At 69.4% G+C, this 24,267-nt stretch carries 12 protein-coding genes and 1 tRNA gene; 6 read left to right on the top strand and 7 right to left on the bottom strand.

All coding sequences use genetic code 11. The annotated features are described in order from the left end of the window. Nucleotides 1–128: 128 nt before the first annotated feature. Entirely contained in the window at nt 129–1,790 is a 1,662-nt protein-coding gene (locus tag AB0M15_RS12160; RefSeq protein WP_363816785.1) for a glycoside hydrolase family 13 protein, read from the bottom strand. Nucleotides 1,791–1,876: 86 nt separating this feature from the next. Here AB0M15_RS12160 and AB0M15_RS12155 point away from each other — a divergent pair, with 86 nt between their 5' ends. Then, nucleotides 1,877–3,082 (top strand): ROK family transcriptional regulator, encoded by a 1,206-nt coding sequence (locus tag AB0M15_RS12155; protein ID WP_363816783.1) that lies wholly within the window; start codon nt 1,877–1,879, stop codon nt 3,080–3,082. 120 nt (nt 3,083–3,202) lie between these two features. Here the strand turns inward: AB0M15_RS12155 and AB0M15_RS12150 are convergent, their stop codons facing one another. Both AB0M15_RS12150 and nagZ read right to left on the bottom strand, forming a co-directional pair. Further along, nucleotides 3,203–3,775 carry a GNAT family N-acetyltransferase gene (locus tag AB0M15_RS12150; RefSeq protein WP_363816781.1) on the bottom strand — a complete coding sequence of 191 codons (573 nt, stop codon included), beginning with the start codon at nt 3,773–3,775 and terminating at the stop codon, nt 3,203–3,205. Between the two features lie 66 nt (nt 3,776–3,841). Then, complete coding sequence (nagZ, locus tag AB0M15_RS12145) at nt 3,842–5,299, bottom strand: beta-N-acetylhexosaminidase (RefSeq protein ID WP_363816779.1); 1,458 nt, start codon at nt 5,297–5,299, stop codon at nt 3,842–3,844. 255 nt (nt 5,300–5,554) lie between these two features. On the opposite strand from nagZ, the gene AB0M15_RS12140 reads away from it, so the two are divergent. Beyond that, nucleotides 5,555–6,502 carry an ROK family protein gene (locus tag AB0M15_RS12140; protein ID WP_363816777.1) on the top strand — a complete coding sequence of 316 codons (948 nt, stop codon included), beginning with the start codon at nt 5,555–5,557 and terminating at the stop codon, nt 6,500–6,502. A 345-nt stretch (nt 6,503–6,847) separates the two neighbouring features. Beyond that, nucleotides 6,848–7,402, top strand: a complete 555-nt coding sequence (locus tag AB0M15_RS12135; protein WP_363816775.1) for a hypothetical protein — start codon at nt 6,848–6,850, stop codon at nt 7,400–7,402. A 155-nt stretch (nt 7,403–7,557) separates the two neighbouring features. On the opposite strand, the gene AB0M15_RS12130 is transcribed toward AB0M15_RS12135, so the two are convergent. From AB0M15_RS12130 to AB0M15_RS12115, 4 genes are all read right to left on the bottom strand, one after another. After that, nucleotides 7,558–18,330 carry an amino acid adenylation domain-containing protein gene (locus tag AB0M15_RS12130; RefSeq protein ID WP_363816773.1) on the bottom strand — a complete coding sequence of 3,591 codons (10,773 nt, stop codon included), beginning with the start codon at nt 18,328–18,330 and terminating at the stop codon, nt 7,558–7,560. Nucleotides 18,331–18,622: 292 nt separating this feature from the next. Continuing rightward, nucleotides 18,623–18,694 (bottom strand) — tRNA-Val (locus AB0M15_RS12125). Nucleotides 18,695–18,727: 33 nt separating this feature from the next. Next, entirely contained in the window at nt 18,728–19,204 is a 477-nt protein-coding gene (locus AB0M15_RS12120; RefSeq protein ID WP_363816771.1) for a peroxiredoxin, read from the bottom strand. A 7-nt stretch (nt 19,205–19,211) separates the two neighbouring features. Next, complete coding sequence (locus AB0M15_RS12115) at nt 19,212–19,658, bottom strand: DUF3052 domain-containing protein (RefSeq protein WP_363816769.1); 447 nt, start codon at nt 19,656–19,658, stop codon at nt 19,212–19,214. A gap of 322 nt (nt 19,659–19,980) precedes the next feature. Here AB0M15_RS12115 and aceE point away from each other — a divergent pair, with 322 nt between their 5' ends. The 3 genes from aceE (at nt 19,981) to AB0M15_RS12100 (ending at nt 24,256) form a co-directional block, all read left to right on the top strand. Beyond that, a complete protein-coding gene (gene aceE, locus AB0M15_RS12110) occupies nt 19,981–22,710 on the top strand; it encodes a pyruvate dehydrogenase (acetyl-transferring), homodimeric type (protein ID WP_363818414.1) in 2,730 nt (909 codons plus the stop codon). 140 nt (nt 22,711–22,850) lie between these two features. Then, a complete protein-coding gene (locus AB0M15_RS12105) occupies nt 22,851–23,156 on the top strand; it encodes a hypothetical protein (RefSeq protein WP_363816767.1) in 306 nt (101 codons plus the stop codon). Beyond that, entirely contained in the window at nt 23,153–24,256 is a 1,104-nt protein-coding gene (locus AB0M15_RS12100; protein ID WP_363816765.1) for an NAD(P)-binding domain-containing protein, read from the top strand. The genes AB0M15_RS12105 and AB0M15_RS12100 overlap by 4 nt, the downstream gene beginning before the upstream one ends. Nucleotides 24,257–24,267: the final 11 nt, after the last annotated feature.

Raw genomic sequence — 24,267 nt, 5'->3', positions numbered from 1 at the left:
CCACCGCAAGATCTGCCAGCACTTTCGGTGCCCTCGCCGGTCCAACGACTGACCCTCGCCCCGGCACCGCGTGAGCTACAGCGGTAGCCGGGACTCTCCGTTGCTCTTGTCTGTTGCTCTTTGTCTTTCTAGATGAGCCAGGCAGTCGTGTCAGTCGGGAGCTTGTCGCCGTCCAGGGGGGCGCTGGAGAGGACTACTGCGCCGTCGGGGAGTTCGATGGGGGCGGCGCCGAAGTTTGTTACTGATTGCCAGCCGCCGGGGCGGGTGAAGTGGAGGGACCATTCGACGCCGTCGATCCATTCGAGGCCGGCGGAGGTTTGCAGGCCTCGGCGGACGGCGAGGGCCTTGCGGTAGAGGCTGAGGGTGGAGGTTGGGTCGGATTCCTGGGCTTCTACGGAGTACCCGCCGAACCAGGTCGGCTGGAGTAGGTGTGAGCCGCCGGAGCCGAAGCCGAAGGAGAGGCCGCCGATTGTCCAAGGGAGTGGGACTCGGCACCCGTCTCGGCCTTTTTCGGCGCCTTTGGAGCGGAAGTAGGCGGGGTCTTGGAGGCTGGCGGCAGGGAGTTCGCCGACTTCCTGTAGACCCAGTTCCTCACCTTGGTACAGGTACGCCGAGCCGGGCAGCGCGAGCATGAGGAGCACGGCGGCTCGCGCCCGTCGCAGGCCCTGCTCCACGTCGACGGTCGGCTCGGTGCCGTTGCTCAGCAGCCAGGCCTTGCCGTCCTGCCACAAGCCTTCCGGATCACGAGGCAGGCCGTACCGCGTCGCGTGCCGGACCACGTCGTGGTTGGAGAAGACCCACGTCGACGACGAGCCGTTCTCCTCGGCCAGCGCGAGGTTCTCCTCGATCACCTGGCGGAACTTCCCGAAGTCCCAGTCCGCCTGCAGGAGATCGAAGTTGAACGCCTGCCCGAGCCCGTCGGCACTCGCATACCGGGCCCGCCGCGCGGCCGGTACGAACGCCTCGGCGACCGCCGACCGTGGCGGGTCGTAGGAGTTCAGCACGTTGCGCCACTCGCGATAGATCTCGTGCACGCCCTCGCGATCCCACAACGGGTGCGCACCAAGAGACTCCGACTGCCGAGGCAGAACGGACTTCGACGGCAGCGGCTCGGTCAGGTCCTTGACCAGCGCGTGCGCGACATCCACCCGGAAGCCGTCCACCCCACGGTCCGACCAGAACCGCAGCGTGGTCAGGAAGTCGTCGCGGACCTCGGAGTTGTCCCAGTTGAGGTCGGGCTGCTCGGCCGCGAACAGATGCAGGTACCACTGCCCGTCCGGCGTCTGCGCCCAGGCCGACCCGCCGAACACCGAGTCCCAGTCCGACGGCGGCTCGGACCCCTCCACACCCGAGCCGTCGCGGAAGATGTACCGATCCCGCGCCGCCGACCCCGGGCCGGCCGCGAGCGCCTCCTGGAACCAGGTATGCAGGTTCGACGTGTGGTTCGGAACGATGTCGACGATCAGCTTGATCCCCGCGCCGTGCAGCGCCGCGACCAGGTCGTCGAAGTCGCTCAGCGTGCCGAGCCGCGGGTCTACGTCGCGGTAGTCGTCCACGTCGTACCCGCCGTCGGCGAGCGCGGACGGGTAGAACGGGCTCAGCCAGACCGCGTCGATGCCGAGCGAGGTCAGGTACGGGACGCGGCTGATGATGCCGGGCAGATCGCCCACGCCGTCGCCGTTGGAGTCGGCGAAACTCCGCGGGTAGATCTGGTACACGACCGCTTGCCGCCACCAGTCGGCATCGGTCGGATCACCAGATTGGATCACCTGGGTCTCGGTGCTGGTCAAGAGCGCCTCACTCTGGTTTATATAGACTCTAAATTTAGATTCTGCAGTATTGTGCGCGGGTACTCGCGAGGAGGTCAAGAGGGAATATGGCGAACACCGCCGCGGCCACACCGCCGCTGCTGCGCAGGGTCAACGCCGGCAAGCTACTCGGCGTGCTGTCCACGGCGGGCGTGATGACAGGTACCGGCCTGATCGAGGCGACCGGACTGACCCGCGCGACCGTGCACGCGGTCTGCAACGACCTGATCGCGATGGGCTGGGTGGTCGAGCTCGACCCAGGCCACGACGCTCCCGGTACGCCGGTAGGCCGGCCCTCCCGCCGCTTCGAGTTCAACAGCCAGGCCGGCTACGTGCTCGGGATCGACGTCGGCGCGGCCAAGACCACCGTGCTGCTCTCCGACCTGCGCGGCGAGACCGTCGCCAAGACCGGTCGGTCGTTCCAGACGGTGAAGACTCCCGCCGAGCAGACCCAGGTCGTCAACGAAGCGGTCCTGGAGGTGCTCCGCGAGGCCGGCGTGACCGACGCCGAGGTGCTCGCTGCCGGCGTCGGGGTCGCCGCTCCGGTCGATCGCGAGGGCAACATCCTGAGCGACGACGAGTTCTGGCGACGCTTCGACGCCGGGCTGACGACGCGGCTCACCGAGCTGCACGGCTGGCCGGTGCTGCTGGAGAACGACGCGAACCTGGCCGCCCTCGGCGAGCACTGGCGAGGTGAGGCCCGTGACGTCCATGATCTGGTCGTGCTCCTCGCGGGCGAGCGGTTCGGTTCCGGGCTGATGGACTCCGGGCGGTTGCTGCACGGCAGCCGCGGCGGGGCGGGCGAGATGGTCTATCTCAAACTCGTCGAGGGCGTCGGAGATACAGCCGGTATCGCCCGGACAGCTCGCGAGCAGGGCGCGAAGGCGCTGGCCGATCCAGCAGTGGAGACGAGCCTGCGCAAGCTGACCGGGGACGGAGCTGTCACTGCGGAGCTGGTGTTCGCCGCCGCGGCCGATGGCGACAAGGTTGCTGTCGGCATCCTTCAGCAGATCGCCGGGCGGACCGCCAGAGTCCTCGCCACGCTGGGCATTCTCTTCAATCCCGAGCTGATCGTGATCGGTGGTGCTGTCGCGACGGCCGCCAAGGCGTTGCTACCGGAGATCGAGAAGCAACTCGCGACCTTCACCACCACTCCCCCGCGGGTGGCGGTCTCGTCACTCGGCGACACGATCGTGTCGGTCGGCGCAGTCCGCCACGCCCTCAACTACGTCGAGCAACACGCCCTCGACCTCCAACTCAACTGCCGAGGCTAGCCGCACATCTGGTGTCCTTGAACACCAAGCGGTGACCTCGGACATGAAATAACGTGTTCAAGGTCGCCGGGTGGTGTTCAAGGTCGCCGGGTGTTCAAGGTCGCCGGTTCTGCCCGGTTGCTAGCCGAGGGTCCACCGGGGGGCGGGGGGCGGGGGCAGCGGGGTCCATTCCGGGCGGATCATGCTGTGCATCTTGGAGTCTCGCCAGCCGGTGCGGATCAGGACTGTGCGGCGGAGGATGCCCTCGTAGGTCATGCCGATGCGCTTCAACACCGCGGCTGAGGCGGAGTTGCGGGGGTCGCAAGTCGCTTCTATGCGTTCCAGTTGGCGGTCCTCGAAGCCGAAGTGCAGCAGGATGCGGGCGATCTCGCTCGCGACGCCTTGGCCCCAGTGGTCGGGGTGGACGGAGTAGCTGATCTCGCCGCGCCTCCAGGCGGCGTGCCGGATGTTCAGCTCGCCGATGCCGAGCACACCGGTCACGGGATGAGTGGCGACCCAGGCGAACCGGGTCCGCGGCTCCACCCGGGCGGACGCGATCGCGGCCGCGACGAAGGCCTCGGTCTCCGCCTCCGTGTTCGGGCCCCACGGCTGATACCTGCACGACTCCTCCAGCGAGGCCCACTCGTGGATCCGTGGCCAGTCACCTTGCTGGAGGGGTCGCAGCGTGATCTTCGACAAGTCGAGAGCGTTCACCCGAGCCACGCTAAACCTGGAAACGATTGCGTGGCCGGACCTCGGGCCGACTACTTCATCAAGGTCTTATGGAATCCGGGTCAGCAGCTGAGCCGCCGCCTCCAGGACCACGAGATTGCGCCCGTAGGTGACAGCCGTCGGGACGGCCGCCGGCACGAGCGCGCGGTCCTCGGGGATGCCTGTGCACAGTACGAAGACATCGCCCTCGTGGCTCTCCAGCAGCTCTTGGAGCGCGGCGCGCATCCACGGCGTACGGACGGCGTCCTGTACTGCGACCACCAGCGGCCGCCCGATCGCCGCGTTCTGGGCCTCCGAGAGCGCAGCGGGATCCTCGCCCCGCAGTACGACACCTGCCGAGCCGGGCGCGACCTTCGCGAAGACCTCGGGAAGGCCGCTGAAGTACGGGTTCCAGGCTGGGTGCAGCCCCTGCGTCAGATCCACCACGTACGGCGATCCGCCGAGCCCCGGGAAGTCCTGCCGGGTGACCGTGCGCGCAGCCACCTCGCGGGTCGGCGCTCCGTCCAGCCCGGGCAGCCGGGGACGTGCCGCGAGCGTCGCCGCCAGCGCGCGGACCCGACCAGCAGCGTCCGCGAGCCGGGCAGCGTCGAGCGTGCCCTCGTCAACCGCCTGGACCAGCCGAGCGATCAGCGCCGCAGGGTCCGCCTCGCCGATCGCGATCATCGCCAGATCGGCGCCGGCCCGGATCGAGGCGACGGTGGCGTCCTCGATCGACTGGGTCGCGGTGATCGCCTGCATCTCGAGCGCGTCGGTGGTGATCACACCGGTGAAGCCGAGTTCTTCGCGCAGCAGCCCGTGCAGGATCCGCCGCGAGAGGGTGGCCGGCTGGTCGTCGTACGCCGAGAAGATGATGTGCGCGCTCATGATGACGTCCGCGCCGGCCGCGATAGTCGCCCGGAACGGCGCGAGCTCGACCGCGCTCACCTGCTCGATCGAGCGGTCCACCCGGGGCAGCGCGAGGTGTGAGTCGACGGTGACGTCGCCGTGGCCGGGGAAGTGCTTCGGGCAGGCGGCTATGCCGGCGTCGTGCACGCCCTGGACGAAGGCCACGCCGTGCCGGGAGACGACGTCGGCCGTCGTACCGAACGAGCGGGTCGAGATGATCGGGTTGGCCGGGTTGCTGTTCACGTCGACCGAGGGCGCGAGCATCAGGTCGATGCCGAGGGTGGCGAGGGTGGCAGCGGCGTCGCGGGCCGAGGCGCGGGTCAGGTCCACGTCGTCCAGCTCGCCGAGGGAACGCGGCGAGGACAGCGGCCAGGGGTTGGCGGGAGCGAGGTGGCTGAACTCGCCGCCCTCGTGGTCGATCGCGATCACCAGGTCCGGCCGTTCGGCCCGGAGCGAGTCGGTGAGCGCCACGACCTGCTCCGCGCTCTCGACGTTGCGGGTGAACAGGATGACGGCGCCGAGTCCGGCGGCGACGGAGCGGCGGAGGTCGTCGGGGGCGGTGGTTCCGTTGAAGCCGACGACGAGGGCGCCGGCGGCGTCGCGGTCCAGTTGGTCACTCATGCGCCCTACCCTCTCGTGCCGGGGCCGCGGACCGCTACCTGAAGTGGTCACGGACAGCGAAGGATTGCCCTCGTTGTTGACGATTGAAGCGCCTATAAGGCCATCGTTGTCAGACTATGTCCTGGCATGAATCAAGCGCTGGCCTGCGGGATCATGGATGATTAGCACCGACAACCTCTCGCCGGATTGGCCGGTTACAGATAACGTTGTCTCCCGATCCAGCCCGCGATCCGCACCGGTACTGACAGGGGGAACATGACCGACCAGCCAGTGACGGTGCTCGGCATCGACATCGGGGGCACGAAGATGGCTGCCGCGATCGTGTCGGCCGACGGGGAGATCCTCACCAAGGACCGGATCGCGACGCCGCCCGGAGACGCCGACGAGGTGTTCGCCGCGCTCGGCGAGCTGATCGCCCGGGTCAAGGGCGACACCGAGCCGGCCGCGGTCGGGATCGGTTCGGCCGGTCCGCTGGACCAGGAGCACGGCCTCGTCTCCCCGGTGAACATCGCCGGCTGGCGGAACTTCCCGCTCGTCGACCGGGTCCGCGCGCTGGTCGGCGACGTACCGGTCACGCTGGGCGTGGACGGGCACTGCTTCGCGCTCGGGGAGTTCTGGACCGGCGCCGGGCGCGATGTCGGCAGCCTGCTCGGGATCGTCGTCTCGACCGGCGTCGGCGCCGGCATCGTGGTCGACGGGCGGCCGCTGCTCGGCCAGTCCGGCAACGCGGCCCACCTCGGGCACGTCGTGATCGACCTCGACGGCGAGGCCTGCGCGTGCGGATCGTATGGTTGCGTCGAGACGTACGCGAGCGGTCCGCGGATGGTTGCCAGAGCCAAGCGTCGCGGCTGGCGGACCACCGAGGACGTGGACGCGGCGGTACTGTCCGCGGACGCCGCCGCCGGGGACCGGATCGCCCTGGCGGTGTTCGACGACGGGGCGCAGGCGCTCGCGGCGGGCATCGTTGCCACCGCTGTGACCGTTGACCTTACGACCGTCGTGATCGGCGGCGGGGTGGCCAAGGCGGGACCGGTGTTGTTCGACCCGGTACAGCGCTGGGTGAAGCGCCTCGCGCAGCTCCCCTTCGTCACCGACCTGACCGTCCAGCCGGCCCAGCTCGACAACGCCGGCCTGATCGGCGCCGCCCGGCTCGGCTGGGATCTGTTGCCCGCGGCCACGCCCTCGGAGAGCGCGCTGCGGTAGTTCACCGGCAGTTGGCGCCACGGTAACCGTCCGATCGACGGTTGGTGACCCCTCACACACAGATGTGGCGTGCGGAAAGGGGTCTCCCGAGCAAATTTGCGCATTTTTTACGCAATTGCCCAAAACCTTGTAACGGCGACCCCTGCTGTTCCGATGCAACGGATGGACGGGGTGGGGGCACGCCGTTCGAGGGCAATCAGGGGGGACCTGCATGCCAGGGATTGACCGTTTGCGTAGGCGGCGAGGAGGCGACTCCTCGCCGCTCTCGCAGGCACCGAGATACCGATCCACGCACGTCCACCAGCGTTGTCCGGGGCAACGCTCGACCGTAGGGAATAGGTCCTGATGGACGCTGCCGTGCTCGTCGTCTTCGCACTCTTCTTCACCGCGCTCGTGGTCGCCACGACGGTCAGCCAAGGCGTGCTGCGTACCTCCGTACGCCGCCCGCGGCTGTTCCAGACCGTCGTCGTGCTCGCCGCCGCGGCCACCGTCCCGGTCGACCTGTACGCCGTCGTGTACGGCACGGTCGGACCGGGTGGCGTGGCGCTCGGCGACGTGGCCGGCCGCCTGCTGCTGCTGAACGTCGCCGCCGCGTGCGGCGTCGCCGCCCTGCACGAGTCCCTCCGGGGACGCGCCATCTCCGCCGCCTCGGAACCGGACGACCTGTCCGAGTCCGAGCAGCCGGTGCGGATGGGCGTGCTGGGCTGGACCGGCCCACTGATCGCGCTCGTCGCGGTCACCGCCGTCGTCGTACTCGGATCCCGGGGGAACGGACCTGAGCTCGGCAACGTCGGACCCGTCTGGGCCGTTTATTCCCTGCTCATCTGCGTGATCAGCGCGTACGCGCTGCTGCGCCGGCGAGCAGCAGAGGTAGGTGCGGTCGATCCTCAGGAGGGATGAGGATCGAGCGCGGGTTCTGCACCGCGGACGGTAGGCCGGAGGTTGCGGGAGGGTAGCCGCCGGGCACACAAACCCCCGTACACGGTGCAGAACCGACTTCACTGGAACGAAAGAACCCCCACGCAGAGGAGTGCGTGGGGGTTTTGACGTACTGGTCAGCTGCCCTTGAGCCACTCGGGCTCGGGGAGCCGGGAGCGGTCCAGCTTGCCGCTGGCGTCCAGCGGCAGGTCCTCGACCGGGATCAGGTCGGCCGGGACCAGGTAGATCGGCAGTTCCTTGGTGAGCTCCAGCAGAAGGTTCGCCAGTACTGCTGGGTCGCTGTCCTCCAGTACGACGTACCCGATCAAGCAGGTGTCGCCGGCCGGGTCGGCGCAAGCGACCACCACTGCGTCGATCACGCCGGGCAGGTCGGCCAGTACGTGCTCGGTCTCCCCCGGCTCGACCCGGTGGCCGCGGATCTTCACCTGGTCGTCAGCGCGACCCAGGTAGTCCAGCGAACCGTCAGCACGCCAGCGGCCGAGGTCACGGCTCCGGTACAACCGTCCGCCCGGATGCGCCGGATCGCTCACGAACGCGGTCTCCGTCTCGTCCGGACGCCCGAGGTAGCCCTGGGCAACGGCCACGCCGCCGAGGTGGATCTCACCGATCGCACCGACCGGCACCGGCCGGAGCGCCTCGTCGAGCAGGCGCACCACCACGCCGTCGATCGGTCGCCCGATGGACGGCCGGTCCTCGTCCGGGTCGACCTGGTGGATCGTGGTCACCACGGACGCCTCGGTCGGGCCGTACTCGTTGTAGAGCGTGCACTCCGGATGCGCCTCGAGGAAGTCGCGGATCTTGTGCGTCACGACCATCGCCTCGCTACCCGCGACGATCTCGCGCAGCGCCGGCAACTCGGGCACCTTGCGCATCGTGGCGAGCAGCGCGGTCAGCGGCGTGAACGCCATGAACAGCCGCTCGACCCCGTGATCTTTCAGCGCGGCGATGACGGCGTCCGGGTCGTACCGGTCGTCCTCGCCGATCAGCACCAGTGCGGCGCCCGAAGCCAGTGCGGTGAACATCTCCTGCACGTGGACGTCGAAGCCGAAGGACGTCCACTGCAAGGTGCGCAGCGATCGCCTGGTACGGAGGTAGTGCCGGATGAGATTGACCGGGCCGCGATGCGGTACTGCGACGCCCTTCGGGTTGCCGGTCGAGCCCGACGTGTAGATGCAGTAGGCGATGTCGTCGGCAGCGGCCCGTACCGGCGGGGCCTGCTTCGACCGGGTGTCGCCGTCGACCGCCGCCACCGGCACCAGCCGCAGCCCGAGCCGGTCGGCAAGGGCCGCGTCATCGCCGACCAGGGCGACCGCGCCCGCGTCCGCGGTCATGAAGGCCCAGCGCGACTCCGGTACGCCCGGATCCAGCGGCAGGTAGGCGGCGCCCGACTTCAGGACGGCCAGTACTGCGACGACGAGCTCCGCTCCCCTGGCGACCCGTACCGCGACGAGTTGGCCGGGTTTCACGCCGAGGTCGACGAGCTGCCAGGCGACGGCGTTCGAGCGGCGATCGAGCTCGGCGTACGAGATCTCGCGGTCGCCCTGGATCAGCGCGATCGCGTCCGGCGTCCTGGCCACCTGCTGCTCGAAGAGGGTATGCAGGCCGCTGAGCTCACCGGCGACGACGGCGTCCCGGCGGACCCGGCCGACCGGGCCGGTCTGCGGGGCCTCGCCCTCGAACTCGGCCAGGATCACCTTGTCGTCGTCGATCGGCAGCATCAGGTCGGGCAGCGGGAGTCGCGGGTCCTCGATCGCGCGGCGCAGGACGGCTTCGAGGTACGCGAGCAGGCGCTTGACGGTCTGGTGGTCGAACAAGCCGGCGCGGTAGTCCGCAGTACAGGTGATGCCGCCGCCGTGGTAGGCGAGGCGGAAGCGGATGTCGAGGCTCTGGGCGAGCTCTTCCTCGCCGGCCTCGAACTCGACCAGCACCTGGAAGAGCGGGTCCTGCTCGAGCGTCCCGAGGTCGGCCGTCGAGTGGTCGACAGCCGTCGTGGTGATCTCGCGGACGCGCTGAGCGAGGTCGCCGAGGTCGGGCTCGCCGGTGAGGTCGAGGCGGAGCGGGAGGGCCGGCTGGCGGGTGGTGTCGCCGGGGCGGCGGAGGGCCGCGGTGCCGATGACGAGGTCGTCCTGGTCGGCGAACCGGCCGAGCACGGTGCCGACGGCGGCGAGCATCGTCATCAGCGGGCTGACCCGACGGTCGCGGCTGAACGCGAAGACCGCGTCGCCGATCTCCGAGTTTAGTTCGTGGGTGACGGTGCCGATCACGTCGTCACTGGCTGGGCGGGGGCGATCGGTGGGGAGGACGAGCGGCTGGGCGCCATCGAGGGCGGTCTGCCAGTACTCCAGATCCCTTGCCCGCTTGGCTTTCTCGGCCTCGGCCTTGTCCTGCTTACTCGGTACTTCGGGAGTCTCGGCGCTCTGCTTTGCCTGGAGCTGCTGCGCTGTCTCGAGCTTCTGCGCCGTCTCGTTGAGCAGCGCGAGTTGCTCGTGCATGAGCTTGGTGACGCCGTCGACGAGCTGGCCGGCGACGCGGAGTTGCTGCGACATGAGGGCGGCCATGCCCGAGCCAGGCAGCTCGGCTTCGCTGGTTGCGGCGGCTGCGGCGTCGACCTTCGCCGCGAGTTCGGCCAGGCCTGAGCCGAGCACGGCGAGCGCAGTACGGGGGTCTGCGTTCTCTGCGGGCTGCTGGCCGGCCGGCGCGTCGGTGGGACGGAGCAGGTCGAGTGGGTCGACCTCGTCGCCGTCCGGTTGGTTGCGGGAGGCAACGGCCGTGGCGAGCTTGTGAGGGGTGTTGAGGTCGTCGAAGAGTTCGCTGACCGCGATCTCGACGTCGAACCGCTGGCCGACCTCCTCGACCACCCGCAGCATCGACAACGAGTCCGCGCCCAGCTCGGCGAACGTATGGTCCACCGTCAGGTCGTACGGATCCAGCCCCAACTGCTCCCCGGTCAGATCGAGCACAACCTCCAGCGAGTCCCGGTACAGATCAGCGGCAGAAGCCACCGGTGGGCTTTCAGGAACCTGAGCCCCACCGACCGGAACGTCCGCGTCTGCCAGCGACTCCTCGGGGCCGGCCTTGGCATCCACCGAGCCGCCACCATGCCCAGCCACCGCCATCGCCGGGACCATCTGCACGTACGAAGTGGCAACCAGCTCAGCTCCGTCCTGCTCGACGACCGGCAGCGGCTCAGTAACCTCGATCGGCTGCGTGCTGAGCCGATCCGGGTCGTCCTCGGCCGGAATCGCGAACGGCGACAGATCGACTTCCTCGATCGTCGGCACGACCACACCGTTGGAGTCCGGCGGATCCAGCGGGATGCGCTTCAGCGCCGCCCCACTCCGCTCGATCGAACGCTCATCCTCGACCACCGCCGGCTGCGCCAACGCCACCGGCCGCGCCGAGGCGTCCACCGGGTGATGCACCCGACGGAACGGGTACGTCGGCAGCGGCACCCGGCCGCTCTCCGGGTACACCTTCGCCCAAGCGATCTCGGTGCCCTGCTCGTACAGCTCGGCCAGCCCGTTCATCGTCGCCAGCACCGCGTCCTGCCCGAGTCGCTGCGTCGGGATCCAGGTGCTGTTCGGCGCGATCCGCCGGCCGGCCGGGCTCAACACTGCATCCGGCCCGAGCTCGAGGAAGCGCCGGCAACCCGCTGCGGTCAACGCCTCGACGGCATCACCGAACAGCACCGGCTGCCGGAGCTGCCCGACCAGGTAGTCGCCGTCGAGCGCAGTACCGCTCTCCAGCAGCTCGCCGGACCAGCTCGACACCATCGGCATCCGCAACGGCTTGAGCTTGATCTGGGCGACGACCTTCGCGAAGTCGGCCAGGATCGGATCGACCAGCGAGCTGTGGAACGCGCGATCGACATCGAGCCGCTGCCACTTGAGCTCCAGCCGGTCGAGTTGCTCGGCCAGCTGCCCGACGATCACCTCGGACCCGGTCAGTACGAAGTTCTGCGGACCGTTGCCCGCGGCAATCTCCACGCCCGGCGTCTGTGCCAGCTCGCGGACCCGATCGGCGTCGGCCCGGACGGCGACCATCGCGCCGGGAACAGTTCCGCGCTGCATCAGTACGCCGCGCTGCGCGGTCAACTTCACGCCATCGGCCAGGGACAACGCACCGGCCACGCACAGCGCGGCGTACTCGCCGACGCTGTGGCCGACCACCAACGCGGGCTGGACTCCGAAGGACTGCCACAAGCGGGCGAGCGCCAGTTCGAACGCGAAGAGGGCGGGCTGAGCGGTCTCGGTCGGCCAGACGCCGTCGTCGGTGCCGGCCGGGGTCAGGAGCAGCTCGAGGAGCCTGCCGCCGACCTCCTCTTCGTAGACCTTGTCGCACTCGTCGAGCACTGCGCGGAAGACGGGGAAACGCACTGCCAGGCCAGCCGCCATTCCGCGGCGGGCAGCGCCTTGGCCGGTGAACGCGAAGCCGAGTGGGCCGGGGCCGCCGCGTGGGACCTCGGCGGTGGCGGCCGTTGCCAGGGCTTCGGCTAGCTCGGATTCGGAGGAGCCTGCCACGGCGATGCGGTGGCGATGTGCTGGGCGGCCGATTGACGCAGTACCGGCGAGGTCGATGAGTCGTTGCCCGGTGCCCTCTTCGAGCTCCGTGCGGAACAGGACGGCCAGGTCGGCGAGTGCGGCCGGGTCAGGGGCCGAGATCGGGAGTACGACCGGGCCGTCTTCGCCGCGGCGGATCTGGCGCGGGGCCTCTTCGAGGATGACGTGCGCACTGGTGCCCTTGGCGTCGAGTGCGCTGACGCCTGCGCGGAGCGGCGTACCGGCCTCCCAGTCGCTGACCTCGGTGCCGATGACGAAGGGGCTGTCGGCAACCTCTAGTGCTGGGTTCGGCCTGCTGTAGTTGATGGTTGGGACGAGGGTGCGGTGCTGCAGCATCAGCACGGTCTTGATCAGGCCGGCCATACCCGCGGCGCTGTCGAGGTGGCCGATGTTGGGCTTCACCGAGCCGATCGTGACGAAGCCGACCTGGTCGGTGTGCTTGCGGAGCGCCGTGGTGAGGGCGTGGAACTCGACGGTGTCGTCTTCCGCAGTACCGGTGGCGTTGGCCTCGACGTAGCTGATGGACGCGGCCGGTACGCCGGACTTCTCCAGTGCGCGCTCGACCAGCTCGACCTGGCCGGCTTGGCCGCCGTCGTTGGTGACAGCGGAGCCCTTGATCACGGCGTACACGGTGTCGCCGTCGGCAACCGCCTGGTCGAGCCGCTTGAGCAACACGGCCGCGACGCCGTTGCCGCCAACGGTCCCGTCAGCCTTTTCGTCGAACGCGCGGACGTGGCCGGACGGCGACAGGATCGAGCGGGCGCTGGCGTGGTAACCCGTTGCCTGCGGCACGTGAACCGCGGCGGCGCCGGCGAGCGCGAGATCCGCGTCCCCACTGCGCAACGCCTGGCAGGCAAGGTGAACCGCCACCAACGAAGAAGACCAAGCAGCCTGTACGCCGATCGCCGGGCCGGTCAGCCCGAGCCGGTAAGCCACCCGGGTCGCGAGGTAGTCCGGCGGCTGATTCTGCTGGGTGTAAAGGTTCATCCCCGAGCCGGCGAAGATCCCGATCCGGCCTGATGCGCCGGCGTACCCGCCATGCTCCAACGCCTGCTGACACACCTCGAGGAACAACCGCTGCGCCGGATCCGTCAGCTCGGCTTCCCGATCGCTCAGCCCGAAGAACGCCGCGTCGAACAACTCGACATCATCCAGCGCCCCACTGACCGCAACCAGCTCTTCCTCCCCGAACGCGTCACTCCCCCCGGCTTCCTTCAGCTCCTCATCGCTGAACCGCCGAACACTCTCCACCCCACCCAGCAAGTTCTCCCAGAACTCATCCACCGACGAGGCCCCCGGGAACCGCCCCGCCAACCCCACCACAGCCACCGGCTCAACCACACCGGCTTTAACCGCAGCCTTCCCATCCTTCCGAGCCCGCTCCCCACCCTTCACCGGAGCAGCCAAGACATCGACAACTACCTCGGCGACCTCCCCAGCTGTCGCCCCCGACTGCTCGCCCTGCGCGCCAACCGCCTCAGCTCCGGACATCTCCGCGGCGGCTTCCACAACCTCAACCGACTCGCGGTCCTCAGCTACCTCATCGGCGCCCGCAACTCCTGCCTCACCATCACCAGACTCAGCAGCAGCCCGCAGCCCTGCCGCCTCCACGTCGCGATCCGAACCAGCCGACGCCTCCGCACGAACTGCCTCGGCAGCCTCCGCGCGGGCACCGTTCCGATCCACCGCTCCAGGCAGCATCCGCACGTAGGCACTCGCCAACAACTCCTCAGCCGCCCCGGCACCACCTGCCTGTACCTCCGCCAGCCCGCTGCGGTCAGCCTGCGACTGAGGCGACTCAGCAGCCCCGCTGTCCTCGGTCCGTACCTCGGCGCCCTCAGCCGACTCGACACCTTCCGCCTGTGCCCTGGTCAGCTCAGCACCTTCACCACCGACCTGCCCCTCCGCAGCCTCGACCGCCCCACCGTCACCCACCCGCAACTCGGCGCCCTCGGCCTCGGACAGCTCGACGCCACCCGCCCCCGCCGCTGCGGGCTCAGCAGACACACTGTCACCGGCCCGCACCTCGGCAACCTCAGCCAACGCACCGTCCGCCGACACCTCTGCCATCCCAGCCGACTCGGCATGGTCAGCCCCCGCCTCGGCGGCCCCAGCCGACTCGCTGCCCTCAGCCTGCGATCCAGTCAGCTCAGCAGGTTCGCCGGCCTCCGCCTTGCCAACCTCACCCGACTCACCGCCGTCCGCCTGAGCCGCTATCGGCGCAGCCGACTCGACACGGTCAGTCCGCGGCTCGGCAGGACCAGCTGCGTCGCCACCGCCGGTCTCAGGCTTGATGGGCGCGGCTGGTTGAGCTTTGTCGGCTCGGGGGTTGGTGGAGTTGGCAGCTTGTTGTCCGGGGTTGTCGGACTCAGCCGGCCGCCGCTTAGCGTCGGCGGAGTTCTTGGAGACCCGAATGATGGGTAGCTGGGTGGTTTCCTCGTCGAGTTCCGCCATCGCCGACCGCGAGCCAGCAGCAGGCACACCCTCCGCACCCGGCCCGGCGCCCACACCATCAGCCAAGGCAACAGAGGCCGGTACATCGCCGTCCACGTCGCCGGTGTCGCCGATCTCGGTGCCAGCGGCCTCGGCTGCGGTGCCCGTGTCGCCGGTCTCGGTGCCAGCGGCCTCGGTGGTGGCGGCGGCCGTGTCATCAGCGGAGGTAACGGACGCCGGCACGTCGGCATCCGCGTCGCCGGTATCGCCGTCGCCGGTCTCGGCATCGCCGGTCTCGGCATCGCCGGTCTCGGCATCGCCGGTCTCGGCATCGCCGGTCTCGGCATCGCCGGTCTCGGCATCGCCGGTCTCGATGCCAGCGGTCTCGGAGGTGTCGGTGTCAGTGCCGGAGGTGCCGGAGGCGGAGGTCTCGGCGGTGGCGGTGCCAGAGATGTCGGCGTCGGCGGCCTGGGCGGAGGTTCCGGTGGCGGTGCCAGAGGTGTCGGTGCCGACGGTCTCGGTGTCGGCAGTGGCGGTGGCGACGGCCGCGTCGCCAGCCGGCGTAACGGAGGCCGGCGCGTCGGCGGTCTCGGGGTCGGAGGTCTCGGCGGTGGCCGTGTCGGAGGTGTTGGTGTCGGCGCCGCTCGGGGTGGTCAGTGCGGGTGTGTCTCCGCTTGACGGTGTGGGCGAGCCGGCTGGGGTTGAGCGGGCGGTGCTGACGACGGATGCGTCGGAGCCGTCCGCGAGGGCGTCGACGGACTCCGCGAGAGCAGCAGCCTTCGTATCCGGGTCAGCAACTGGCTCTGTGGGCGCACCGGTTGAGGCGTCGGCATCGGTCGGGCCGACAGGCTGCTCCGCGTCGGTGGGATCGGCGAGCAGCTCAGTACCCGTTGAGTCGGCGCGGGTGTTATCGACGGGTGCGTCGGCGGCAGTTGCCTTCGCCCTCGAGTCGGCTGCGGTTCCGCCGAGCAGGTCAGCGCCGCCGGGTTTGGCGGTCGAGTCAGCGCGGGAGATGCCCGCAGGTGCGTCAGCGGCTGCATCTGTTGTCGACCCGGCCGCGGTTTCCCCGCGGAGGTCGGCGCGCGTAGGCGGCACGCTGTCAGCGGCGCCAACAAGTGCGTCGGTACCTGCGTTGCTGGTCTGTAGGTCGGCGGCGGTGGTGCGTGCATCGGCACCTGCCGTGCTGGTCGGTGCGTCGGTGCCGGTGTCGCTGGAGAGTGCGCCGGTACCTGCCGTGCCGGTCTCTACGCCGTCGGCGGCGGTGGGTGCGTCGGCACCTGCGGTGCTCGCCCGTAGGTCGGTACCTGCGGTGTTCGCCCGTACGTCGGCGGTGGTGGGTGCGTCGGTACCGGCGGCGCTTCGTGCGTCGGCGGCGGTGCTGGCGGGCGACTCCGGAGCGGTGGGCTCAGCCAGTGGGTCGGTGGCGGTGGATTCAGCCAGCGACTCCGTGGCGTTGGGCACCGCGGGCGGTTCCGTGGTGGTCGGCTCAGCGGGCGGTTCCGTGGTGGTGGGCTCAGCGGGCGGTTCTGTGGCGGGGGGGCCGGGGGCTGAGTTGGCGTGGGTGCCTGGGGTGAGGGTCTCGGTATCAGTAGCTTCTGCTGCCGAGTCGGCGCGAGGGCCGTCGGAGAGGGGGTCGGAGGGGCCGGTGAGGGAGTCCGATGTGCGAGTCGGCTGGAGGGCGTCTGTTGCATCGGTTGGCGGGTCGATGTCGGCGGTGGTGGCCGATGGATCTGCTTCTAGTGGGTCCGCTGCCGCAGTACCGGTTGGCTGGTCGAGGGTGCCGGTGAGCGGGTCGGCGGTGCCGGTCAGTTGGTCGGCAGTGCCGGTCAGTGGGTCGGCGGTGCCGGGCAGTGAGGCGGCGGTGCCGGGCTGCTGGTCGAGAGGGCTGGTCTGCTCGTCGGCTGCCGAGGTGGTGGTGGGGTCGTCTGGTTCGGGGGCGGGGTGGCGGTTGGCGCCTAGGGTGGGGCGTTGGGGCGGGGTGGGGATGGAGTCTTGGAGGTTGCGGCGCCAGGCGAGGCGGACGATGGGGAGTTCGGTGGTTTGTTCGCTGGCGTCTTCGTCGTCGTAGCGGGAAGAGGCGGGGACGGAGCCTGGGCGGATGGGGTCGCCGTAGGGGGACGCGACGGGAGGCGTCGCGTAGGGGCCGGGGGCGGTTTCCAGGGTGTTGTCCAGCCAGCGTTGCTTCAGCAGGGGGCGGAGGATTTTGCCGCCGGGGGTGGTTGGGAAGTGGCGGCGCGGGACGCCTACGACGCGGGCGTCCAGGCCTAGGCGGCCGCGGATGATCGAGCGGATCGCCTCGTCGACGCCTTCGGCTGACTCTGAGGAGAGGGCGTAGAAGATCAGGAGGCGTTCGGTGCCTAGGGCAGCGTCCGCGACACCGCAGGCGGCGACCAGGCCGGCGACGGCGCCGGGGGCGGTTACAGCGATCGCTTCGAGCTCATGGGCGTAGTACGTCTGCCCATTGAGGATGATCCGTTCGCTGTCGCGACCGGTGATGACCACCTGGCCGCCGGAGATGAACCCCTGGTCCCCCGTCGCCAGCCACTTGCGGGCCGGCCAGTTGCCTTGAGGGAAAGCAGCCCGGTCCGCATCGGGATTGCCGAGATACCCCGGCGTCACCCGGGCGGACGCGATCTGCAGCTGCCCGATCCGTCCCTCCGGCAGTACCGCGCCGTTGGGCCCGACGATCCGCACGGTCGCCCCAGGAGCGGGCGCACCCACAGACACCAGACTCAGTACGCCGGGCGCATCCGTGCGCCCCTTCCCCGGCCGAGCGACGGCTACCTTCCCAGCGCTGGTCCGCTGGTCGACCCACTCCACAACGCCGGTCTGCGAGATCCGCACCCGATGCACGTTCGGCGTGAGCCCCGGCCGCCCGAAGGTGATCCCGGTGACCGTCTCGGTCATCCCCCACGCCGCGACGAACGTCTCCGGCACGACGCCGAACCGATTCGTCAGCCGCAGGAACTCGCTCACCACCGGCACAGTGATCTGCTCGCCACCACTGACCAGGCTGCGCAACGCCGACAGATCCCAGTGCCGATCAGGCTCGCCGGCGATCGCCGCAGCCGCCAGCCGATACCCGAAGTTCGGCGACCAAGAGTGGTTCACCCGGTGCTGGTCCATCAAATCCAGCCAGCGCAGCGGATCCGCGAGCACCCAGTCGGTCGCCACGTGGATGTTGGTGCAGCCGGTGAAGACAGGCAGCAGGTGGTACAGCAGGAACGCGCCGCTGTGATCGAGCGGCAGCCAGTTCAGCGTCGTCTGCCCCGGTCGCACCGGCAGCATCGCCGGCGTACCGGCGGCGAACTCGACCAGCCCGCGATGCGTGAGCTGGATGATCTTCGGCGTACCGGTGCTGGACCCCGACGTCATCATCAGTACCGCGACGTCGTCCGCCGCGGGCCGGTGGAACTCGGAGGTCGGCTCATGCCCGGCCAGCGCATCGGGATCGAGCACCGGCAAGCCGAGGTCGTTCGGCAGGTCCGACGGCCGCCCGATCAGTACGGTCCAGCCGAGCAGATCAGTGACCTTGCGGAGCCGCTCGCGGCCCTCCTCCGTGGTGTCACCCTCCGGCGACGGCGACATCAGCAGCGGCCGGATGCCACCCAACGTGCACGCCCAGAACGCCGCGAAGAACCCCACCGGCTCAGTGCAATGCACCACAGCCGGATCACCGGCCCGTACACCGTTGGCGCGCAAGCCGGCCAGTATCCGCGCAGCCAGCTCGAGCAGCGTCGGGAAGTCGAGCCGCGTCTCGCGACCATCCGGGCCGATCTCGACCACGCCGGCCGTGCCGAAGTCGCGGGCGGCCCGCAGCAGGGCGCTGGGCAGATCGCGCGGGTAGCCCGCCGGGATCATCAGCGCCGGCCCCGTACTGATCGCCGGCCGGTCCATACCGCTCCTCATCGCACCAGCCCCACAGCCACACCGGGGAGCACAGAGGCGCCAGTCAGTTGGCGACCCACGGACACGTGCCTCCCCAACTGGACGGAGCCGGGCTCAGGGCATGCCCGTCTCGCTGGTATCGACAGAAAAGCCCCGTTGCCGACATCGCCCGAGGCGGTGACCGAGTGGTCCCGGTGCGTCATCGCGTGAGCCGACGAACGGGAACCTTACCAGCCGAAATGTGACCTGGCCGAAGCAGTTCCGGCAGCTGACTGTTAAGAAAGTCAGCAGGGGTGAGAGGTGGGCGCTGAGGGGATCGAACCCCCGACATCTTCCTTGTAAGGGAAGCGCTCTACCGCTGAGCTAAGCGCCCTCTACGAGCCTTCGAAAAGGCCGAGCGGGAAGTCTATCCGAGATCGGGGCGAAGACTTGCCAAGGCCTCCGCATACTCCGCCGGATCACGGGCCTCGCCGATCTCGTTGACCACGGACCACCGCACCAGGCCGGTCTGGTCGACCACGAAGGTCCCGCGCAGTGCGCAGCCCCGGTCGGCGTCGAACACCCCGTACTCCGCGGCGATCGCGCCGTGCGGCCAGAAGTCGCTGAGCAGCCCGAACTCCAGCCGTTCCGCCTCGGCGTACGCGCGCAGCGTGAACATCGGGTCGCACGAGATCCCCACGAACTCCGCGCCGGCCAGCAGTTCGGGCCGGTCGCGGAGCGCGCCGAGCTCGCTCGTGCACACCCTGCTGAAGGCATACGGATAGAACACCAGGACGACGTCGCGCCGGCCCCGGTACTCCGAGAGCCGGAACTGCTCGCCGTGCTGGTTCCGGGCGGTGAAGTCCGGTGCCTGGTCGCCGACCCGAGGGACGACGCCAGTCACCGAGAAATCACTTCCTGACCTTGGGCGACTTCGGCAGCACCAACTTCGTCGCCGACCAGTCCGGGGTCGCGCTCAGGCTGCTGGTCGTCTGCATCCCCGCCGTCGGCGCCGCCTCGGCGATGTCCGCCGCGTCGACGTAGCCCTCCCGGCCCACCTTGGGGGTCATCAGCCAGACGGCTCCGCCGGCCTTCAGGTCGGTCAGCGTCTCGAACAGGGCGTCGACCAGGTCCCCGTCTTCGTCACGGAACCAGAGCAGGACGACATCGACTGCGTCGTCCGGTTCGTCGCCGGTGAATTCCTCGCCGGTCAGTTCCACGATGGCGTCGCGGAAGGCGTCGTCACAGTCGTCGTCGTAGCCGAGCTCCAGCACGACCGTGCCGCTCTCGAAGCCGAGCCGGCTCGCCATGTTCGGCTCGCCGCTCTTGCCGTCCGCGTGGTCCGCGGTCGCGCTCACGTGTCCTCCTCCGTCGTCCCCGGTGGCCGGGGGTAGGCGTCAGTAGCAGTAGTCCATCGTGGCCTACCGCGTCGCGCAAGTATGCACGAGGGTTCCGTGACGTGTCCGGTATCCGCATGTCGGACACGGTGCGTGTCCGGTGGGAACCCACCCTTCCAGGCGAGATTGGCCGGGGTTGTGGATGCGAAGTAGAACGCATTCCGGTCAGGTGACAGGATTACCAGTGCTCCGATCACTCAGCACTGGAGTAGGACCGACTAGACAGACAGGCAGGACACCCGTGGCTTCCGGACACGAACCACCAGCCATCATCACCGAGGGGATGCCCACCCAGCTCCCCGACATCGACCCCGACGAGACCCGCGAGTGGGTCGAGTCGCTCGACGCCGTGCTGGACGAACGCGGCAAGGCGCGAGCGCGCTACCTGATGCTCAAGCTGATCGAGCGGGCCCGGGAGCGACAGGTGGGGGTGCCCGCGCTGCGGAGCACGGACTACATCAACTCGATCCCGCCCGAGAAGGAGCCGTGGTTCCCCGGCGACGAGCACATCGAGCGGCGGATCCGGGCCTTCATCCGGTGGAACGCCGCCGTGATGGTGAGCAAGGCCAACCGCAAGGGCCTGGAGGTCGGCGGCCACATCGCCACCTACCAGTCGGCGGCCAGCCTGTACGAGGTCGGCTTCAACCACTTCTTCCGGGGCAAGGACCACCCGGGCGGTGGCGACCAGGTCTTCATCCAGGGCCACGCCTCCCCCGGTATGTACGCCCGCGCCTTCCTCGAGGGCCGGCTGACCGCCGACCAGCTGGACGGGTTCCGCCAGGAGGTCTCCCGCGGCCCGCACCAGGGCCTGTCGTCGTATCCGCACCCCCGGTTGATGCCCGACTTCTGGGAGTACCCGACGGTCTCGATGGGTCTGGCGGCGCTGGACTCGATCTACCAGGCGCGCTTCAACCGGTACCTGCACAACCGCGGCATCAAGGACACCAGCGACCAGCACGTCTGGACGTTCCTCGGTGACGGCGAGATGGGCGAGCCGGAGTCGCTCGGCGCGATCGGCCTGGCCGCCCGCGAGGAGCTCGACAACCTGACCTTCGTGGTCAACTGCAACCTGCAGCAGCTGGACGGCCCGGTCCGCGGCAACGGCAAGGTGATCCAGGAGCTCGAGGCGTACTTCCGTGGCGCCGGCTGGAACGTCATCAAGGTGGTCTGGGGCCGGGAGTGGGACGCGCTGCTCGCGCAGGACCACGACGGCGCCCTGGTGAACAAGATGAACACCACCCCGGACGGCCAGTTCCAGACCTACTCGGTCGAGTCCGGCGAGTACATCCGGAACAACTTCTTCGGCGGCGACCAGCGGCTGCAGGCGATGGTCCGGAACCTGTCCGACGAGGACCTGCGCAAGCTGCCCCGCGGCGGGCACGACTACCGCAAGGTCTACGCGGCCTTCAAGAGCGCCAAGGAGCACGTCGGCCAGCCGACCGTCATCCTGGCCCAGACCGTCAAGGGCTGGACGATCGAGGCGCTGGAGGGCCGCAACGCGACCCACCAGATGAAGAAGCTCACCTCCGACGACCTGAAGACCTTCCGCGACCGGCTCTACCTGCCGATCGAGGACAAGGACCTCGAGGACGCCTACAACCCGCCGTACTTCCACCCGGGCAAGGACTCCCCGGAGTACCAGTACATGATGGAGCGGCGCTCCCAGCTCGGCGGCTTCCTGCCCGAGCGGCGGGTCCGGCCGAAGACGCTGAAGCTGCCTGGTGACGACGTCTACAAGCCGCTTGCCAAGGGCAACGAGAAGTCGCCGGTGGCGACCACGATGGCGCTCGTCCGGTTGTTCCGCGACCTGATGAAGGACCCGGAGATCGGGCACCGGATCGTCCCGATCGCCCCCGACGAGTACCGGACCTTCGGAATGGACTCGATGTTCCCGACGGCGAAGATCTACTCGCCGCACGGGCAGACGTACGAGGCGGTCGACCGCGCCCTGCTGCTCGCCTACAAGGAGTCCGAGAAGGGTCAGCTGCTGCACGAGGGCATCAGCGAGGCCGGGGCGATGGGCTCGATGATCGCCGCCGGTACGGCGTACGCGACGCACGGCGAGCCGATGATCCCGTTCTACATCTTCTACTCGATGTTCGGGTTCCAGCGCACCGGCGACCAGCTCTGGGCGCTCGGCGACCAGCTCGGCCGCGGCTTCCTGATCGGCGCCACCGCGGGCCGGACGACGCTGACGGGTGAAGGTCTGCAGCACGCGGACGGCCACTCGCCGCTGCTCGCGTCGTCGAACCCGGCGGCCGTGCACTACGACCCGGCGTTCGCCTACGAGGTCGCGCACATCGTCAAGGACGGCCTGCGCCGGATGTACGGCTACGGGCTGGACAAGGACAAGCCGTACGGCGAGGACGTCTTCTACTACCTGACCGTCTACAACGAGCCGGTCGCGCAGCCGGCCGAGCCGAAGGATCTCGACGTCGCGGGCCTGCTCAAGGGCATGTACCGCTTCGAGGAGTACCAGACGGCCTCGGGCGACGACGTACCGCGGGTCCAGCTGCTCGGCTCGGGTGTCGCGCTGCCGTGGGTCCGCAAGGCCCAGCAGATCCTCGCCGAGGAGTACTCGGTGGCCGCCGACATCTGGTCGGTGACGTCGTGGAACGAGCTGCGCCGCGACGCGATCGCCGCGGAGGAGCACAACCTGCTGCACCCGGACGAGGACGAGCGCGTCCCGTTCATCACCGAGCAGCTGAAGGACACCAAGGGCCCGGTCGTCGCGGTCAGCGACTTCATGCGCGCGGTCCAGGACCAGATCTCCCGCTGGGTGCCGAACGACTACACGTCGCTGGGCACCGACGGCTGGGGCCTGGCCGACACCCGCGCCGCCGCCCGCCGCCACTTCCACGTCGACGCCGAGTCCATCGTCGTCGCCACCCTGGAGATCCTGGCCAAGCGCGGCGACGTCAAGCGCGAGGTCGCGGCGGAGGCGGCCCGCAAGTACCGCATCGAGGACCCGACCGCGGTAGCCGGAGTGAAGCAAGAGGGCGCCGGCGCCTGACGGAGTACCTGACGTAGGGCCGTCCACCGATCCGGTGGGCGGCCCTTCGCGGTGTACGAGAAAGTACGTAGTACCGCCCGGATGCAGTTGGGTATTGCGACCGACGCGGCCGGCAGCGCCGCGCTCATACCTTCGGTGACATGACTGGCGCAGGCATTGCTCTTCTCGCGGGGACGGTATCGACCCTCCTGTTCGCGTCGAGCACGCTGCCGATGGTGCTGAAGGCGGCTCGGACGAAGGATCTCTCGTCGTACAGCCTGGCGAATCTCGTGCTCGCCAACATCGGCAACGCCGTCCACTGCATCTACGTGGTGCACCTGCCGGTGGGGCCGATCTGGGCCCTGCACGGCTTCTACGTCGTGACGACCGGACTGATGCTGCTGTGGTGCCTTCGCTACAGGTCACGGCCGCGCGGCGCGCTGCAGAACGAGCGGAGACTCGCATGATCACCGAGAGCATCGAGACCGTCATCATCGGAGCCGGCCAGGCCGGGCTGTCGACCGGGTACCACCTGCGGAAGCGGGGCCGGCCGTTCGTCATCCTCGACGGCAACGCCCGGGTGGGTGACAACTGGCGGGCGCAGTGGGACTCACTGCGCCTCTTCACCCCGAGGAAGTACGACGGACTGCCAGGACTGCCCTTCCCCGGCAGCAAGTGGTCCTACCCGACCAAAGACGAGGTCGCCGACTACCTGGAGTCGTACGCCGCCCACTTCGAGCTGCCGGTCCGCACCAGGACGACGGTGGACCGGCTCGAGCCGCTGGACGACGGCGGCTACGCCCTGACCACGGGCGACCGGCGGATCCTTGCCGCCAACGTGGTGGTTGCCACCGGCACCTTCGGGCGAACGCCGTACCTGCCCGACTTCGCCGTCGACCTCGACCCGGCGATCCGGCAACTCCACTCCAGCGAGTACCGCCGACCGGAGCAACTCAAGGACGGCCCGGTCCTGGTCGTCGGCGGCTCGCACTCGGGTACCGACATCGCGTACGAGGTGGTCAGCACCCATCCGACCGTGCTGGCCGGCCGTGATCCGGGCCAGATCCCGGTCCGGCTGGAGAAGAAGGGGGCCCGGATCTTCTTCCCGGTCTTCCTCTTCCTCGGCAAGCACCTGATCACTCGCCGGACGCCGATGGGGCGCAAGGAGCTGCACGAGATCCGGTACCACGGCGGCCCGATGCTCAGGGTCAAGCGGGAGGACTTGCTCGAGCGTGGCGTCGAGCGGGTGCACAACCGGGTCACCGGGGTCCAGGACGGCCGGCCGGTACTCGACGACGGCCGGGTGATGGACGTCGCGAACGTCGTCTGGTGCACCGGATTCCGGCAGGTGTTCGACTGGATCAAGGCGCCGGTGATCGGCGCGGACGGCTGGCCCGAGGAGATGCGTGGCGTCGCCGAGAACGCGCCCGGCCTGTTCTTCTGCGGCCTGTGCTTCCAGTACGCCTTCACCTCGATGACCCTGCCCGGCGTCGGCCGGGACGCCGAGTACGTCGCCAAGCGCATCGTCGCCCGCTCCTCGGCGGCCCGAACCGTCGCCGCCGCCTGAGGTGCCCCGCG

This window comes from Kribbella sp. NPDC051718 (genome assembly GCF_040681515.1).
Lineage (GTDB): Bacteria > Actinomycetota > Actinomycetes > Propionibacteriales > Kribbellaceae > Kribbella.
This window is presented reverse-complemented; position numbering and strand designations above follow the sequence as displayed.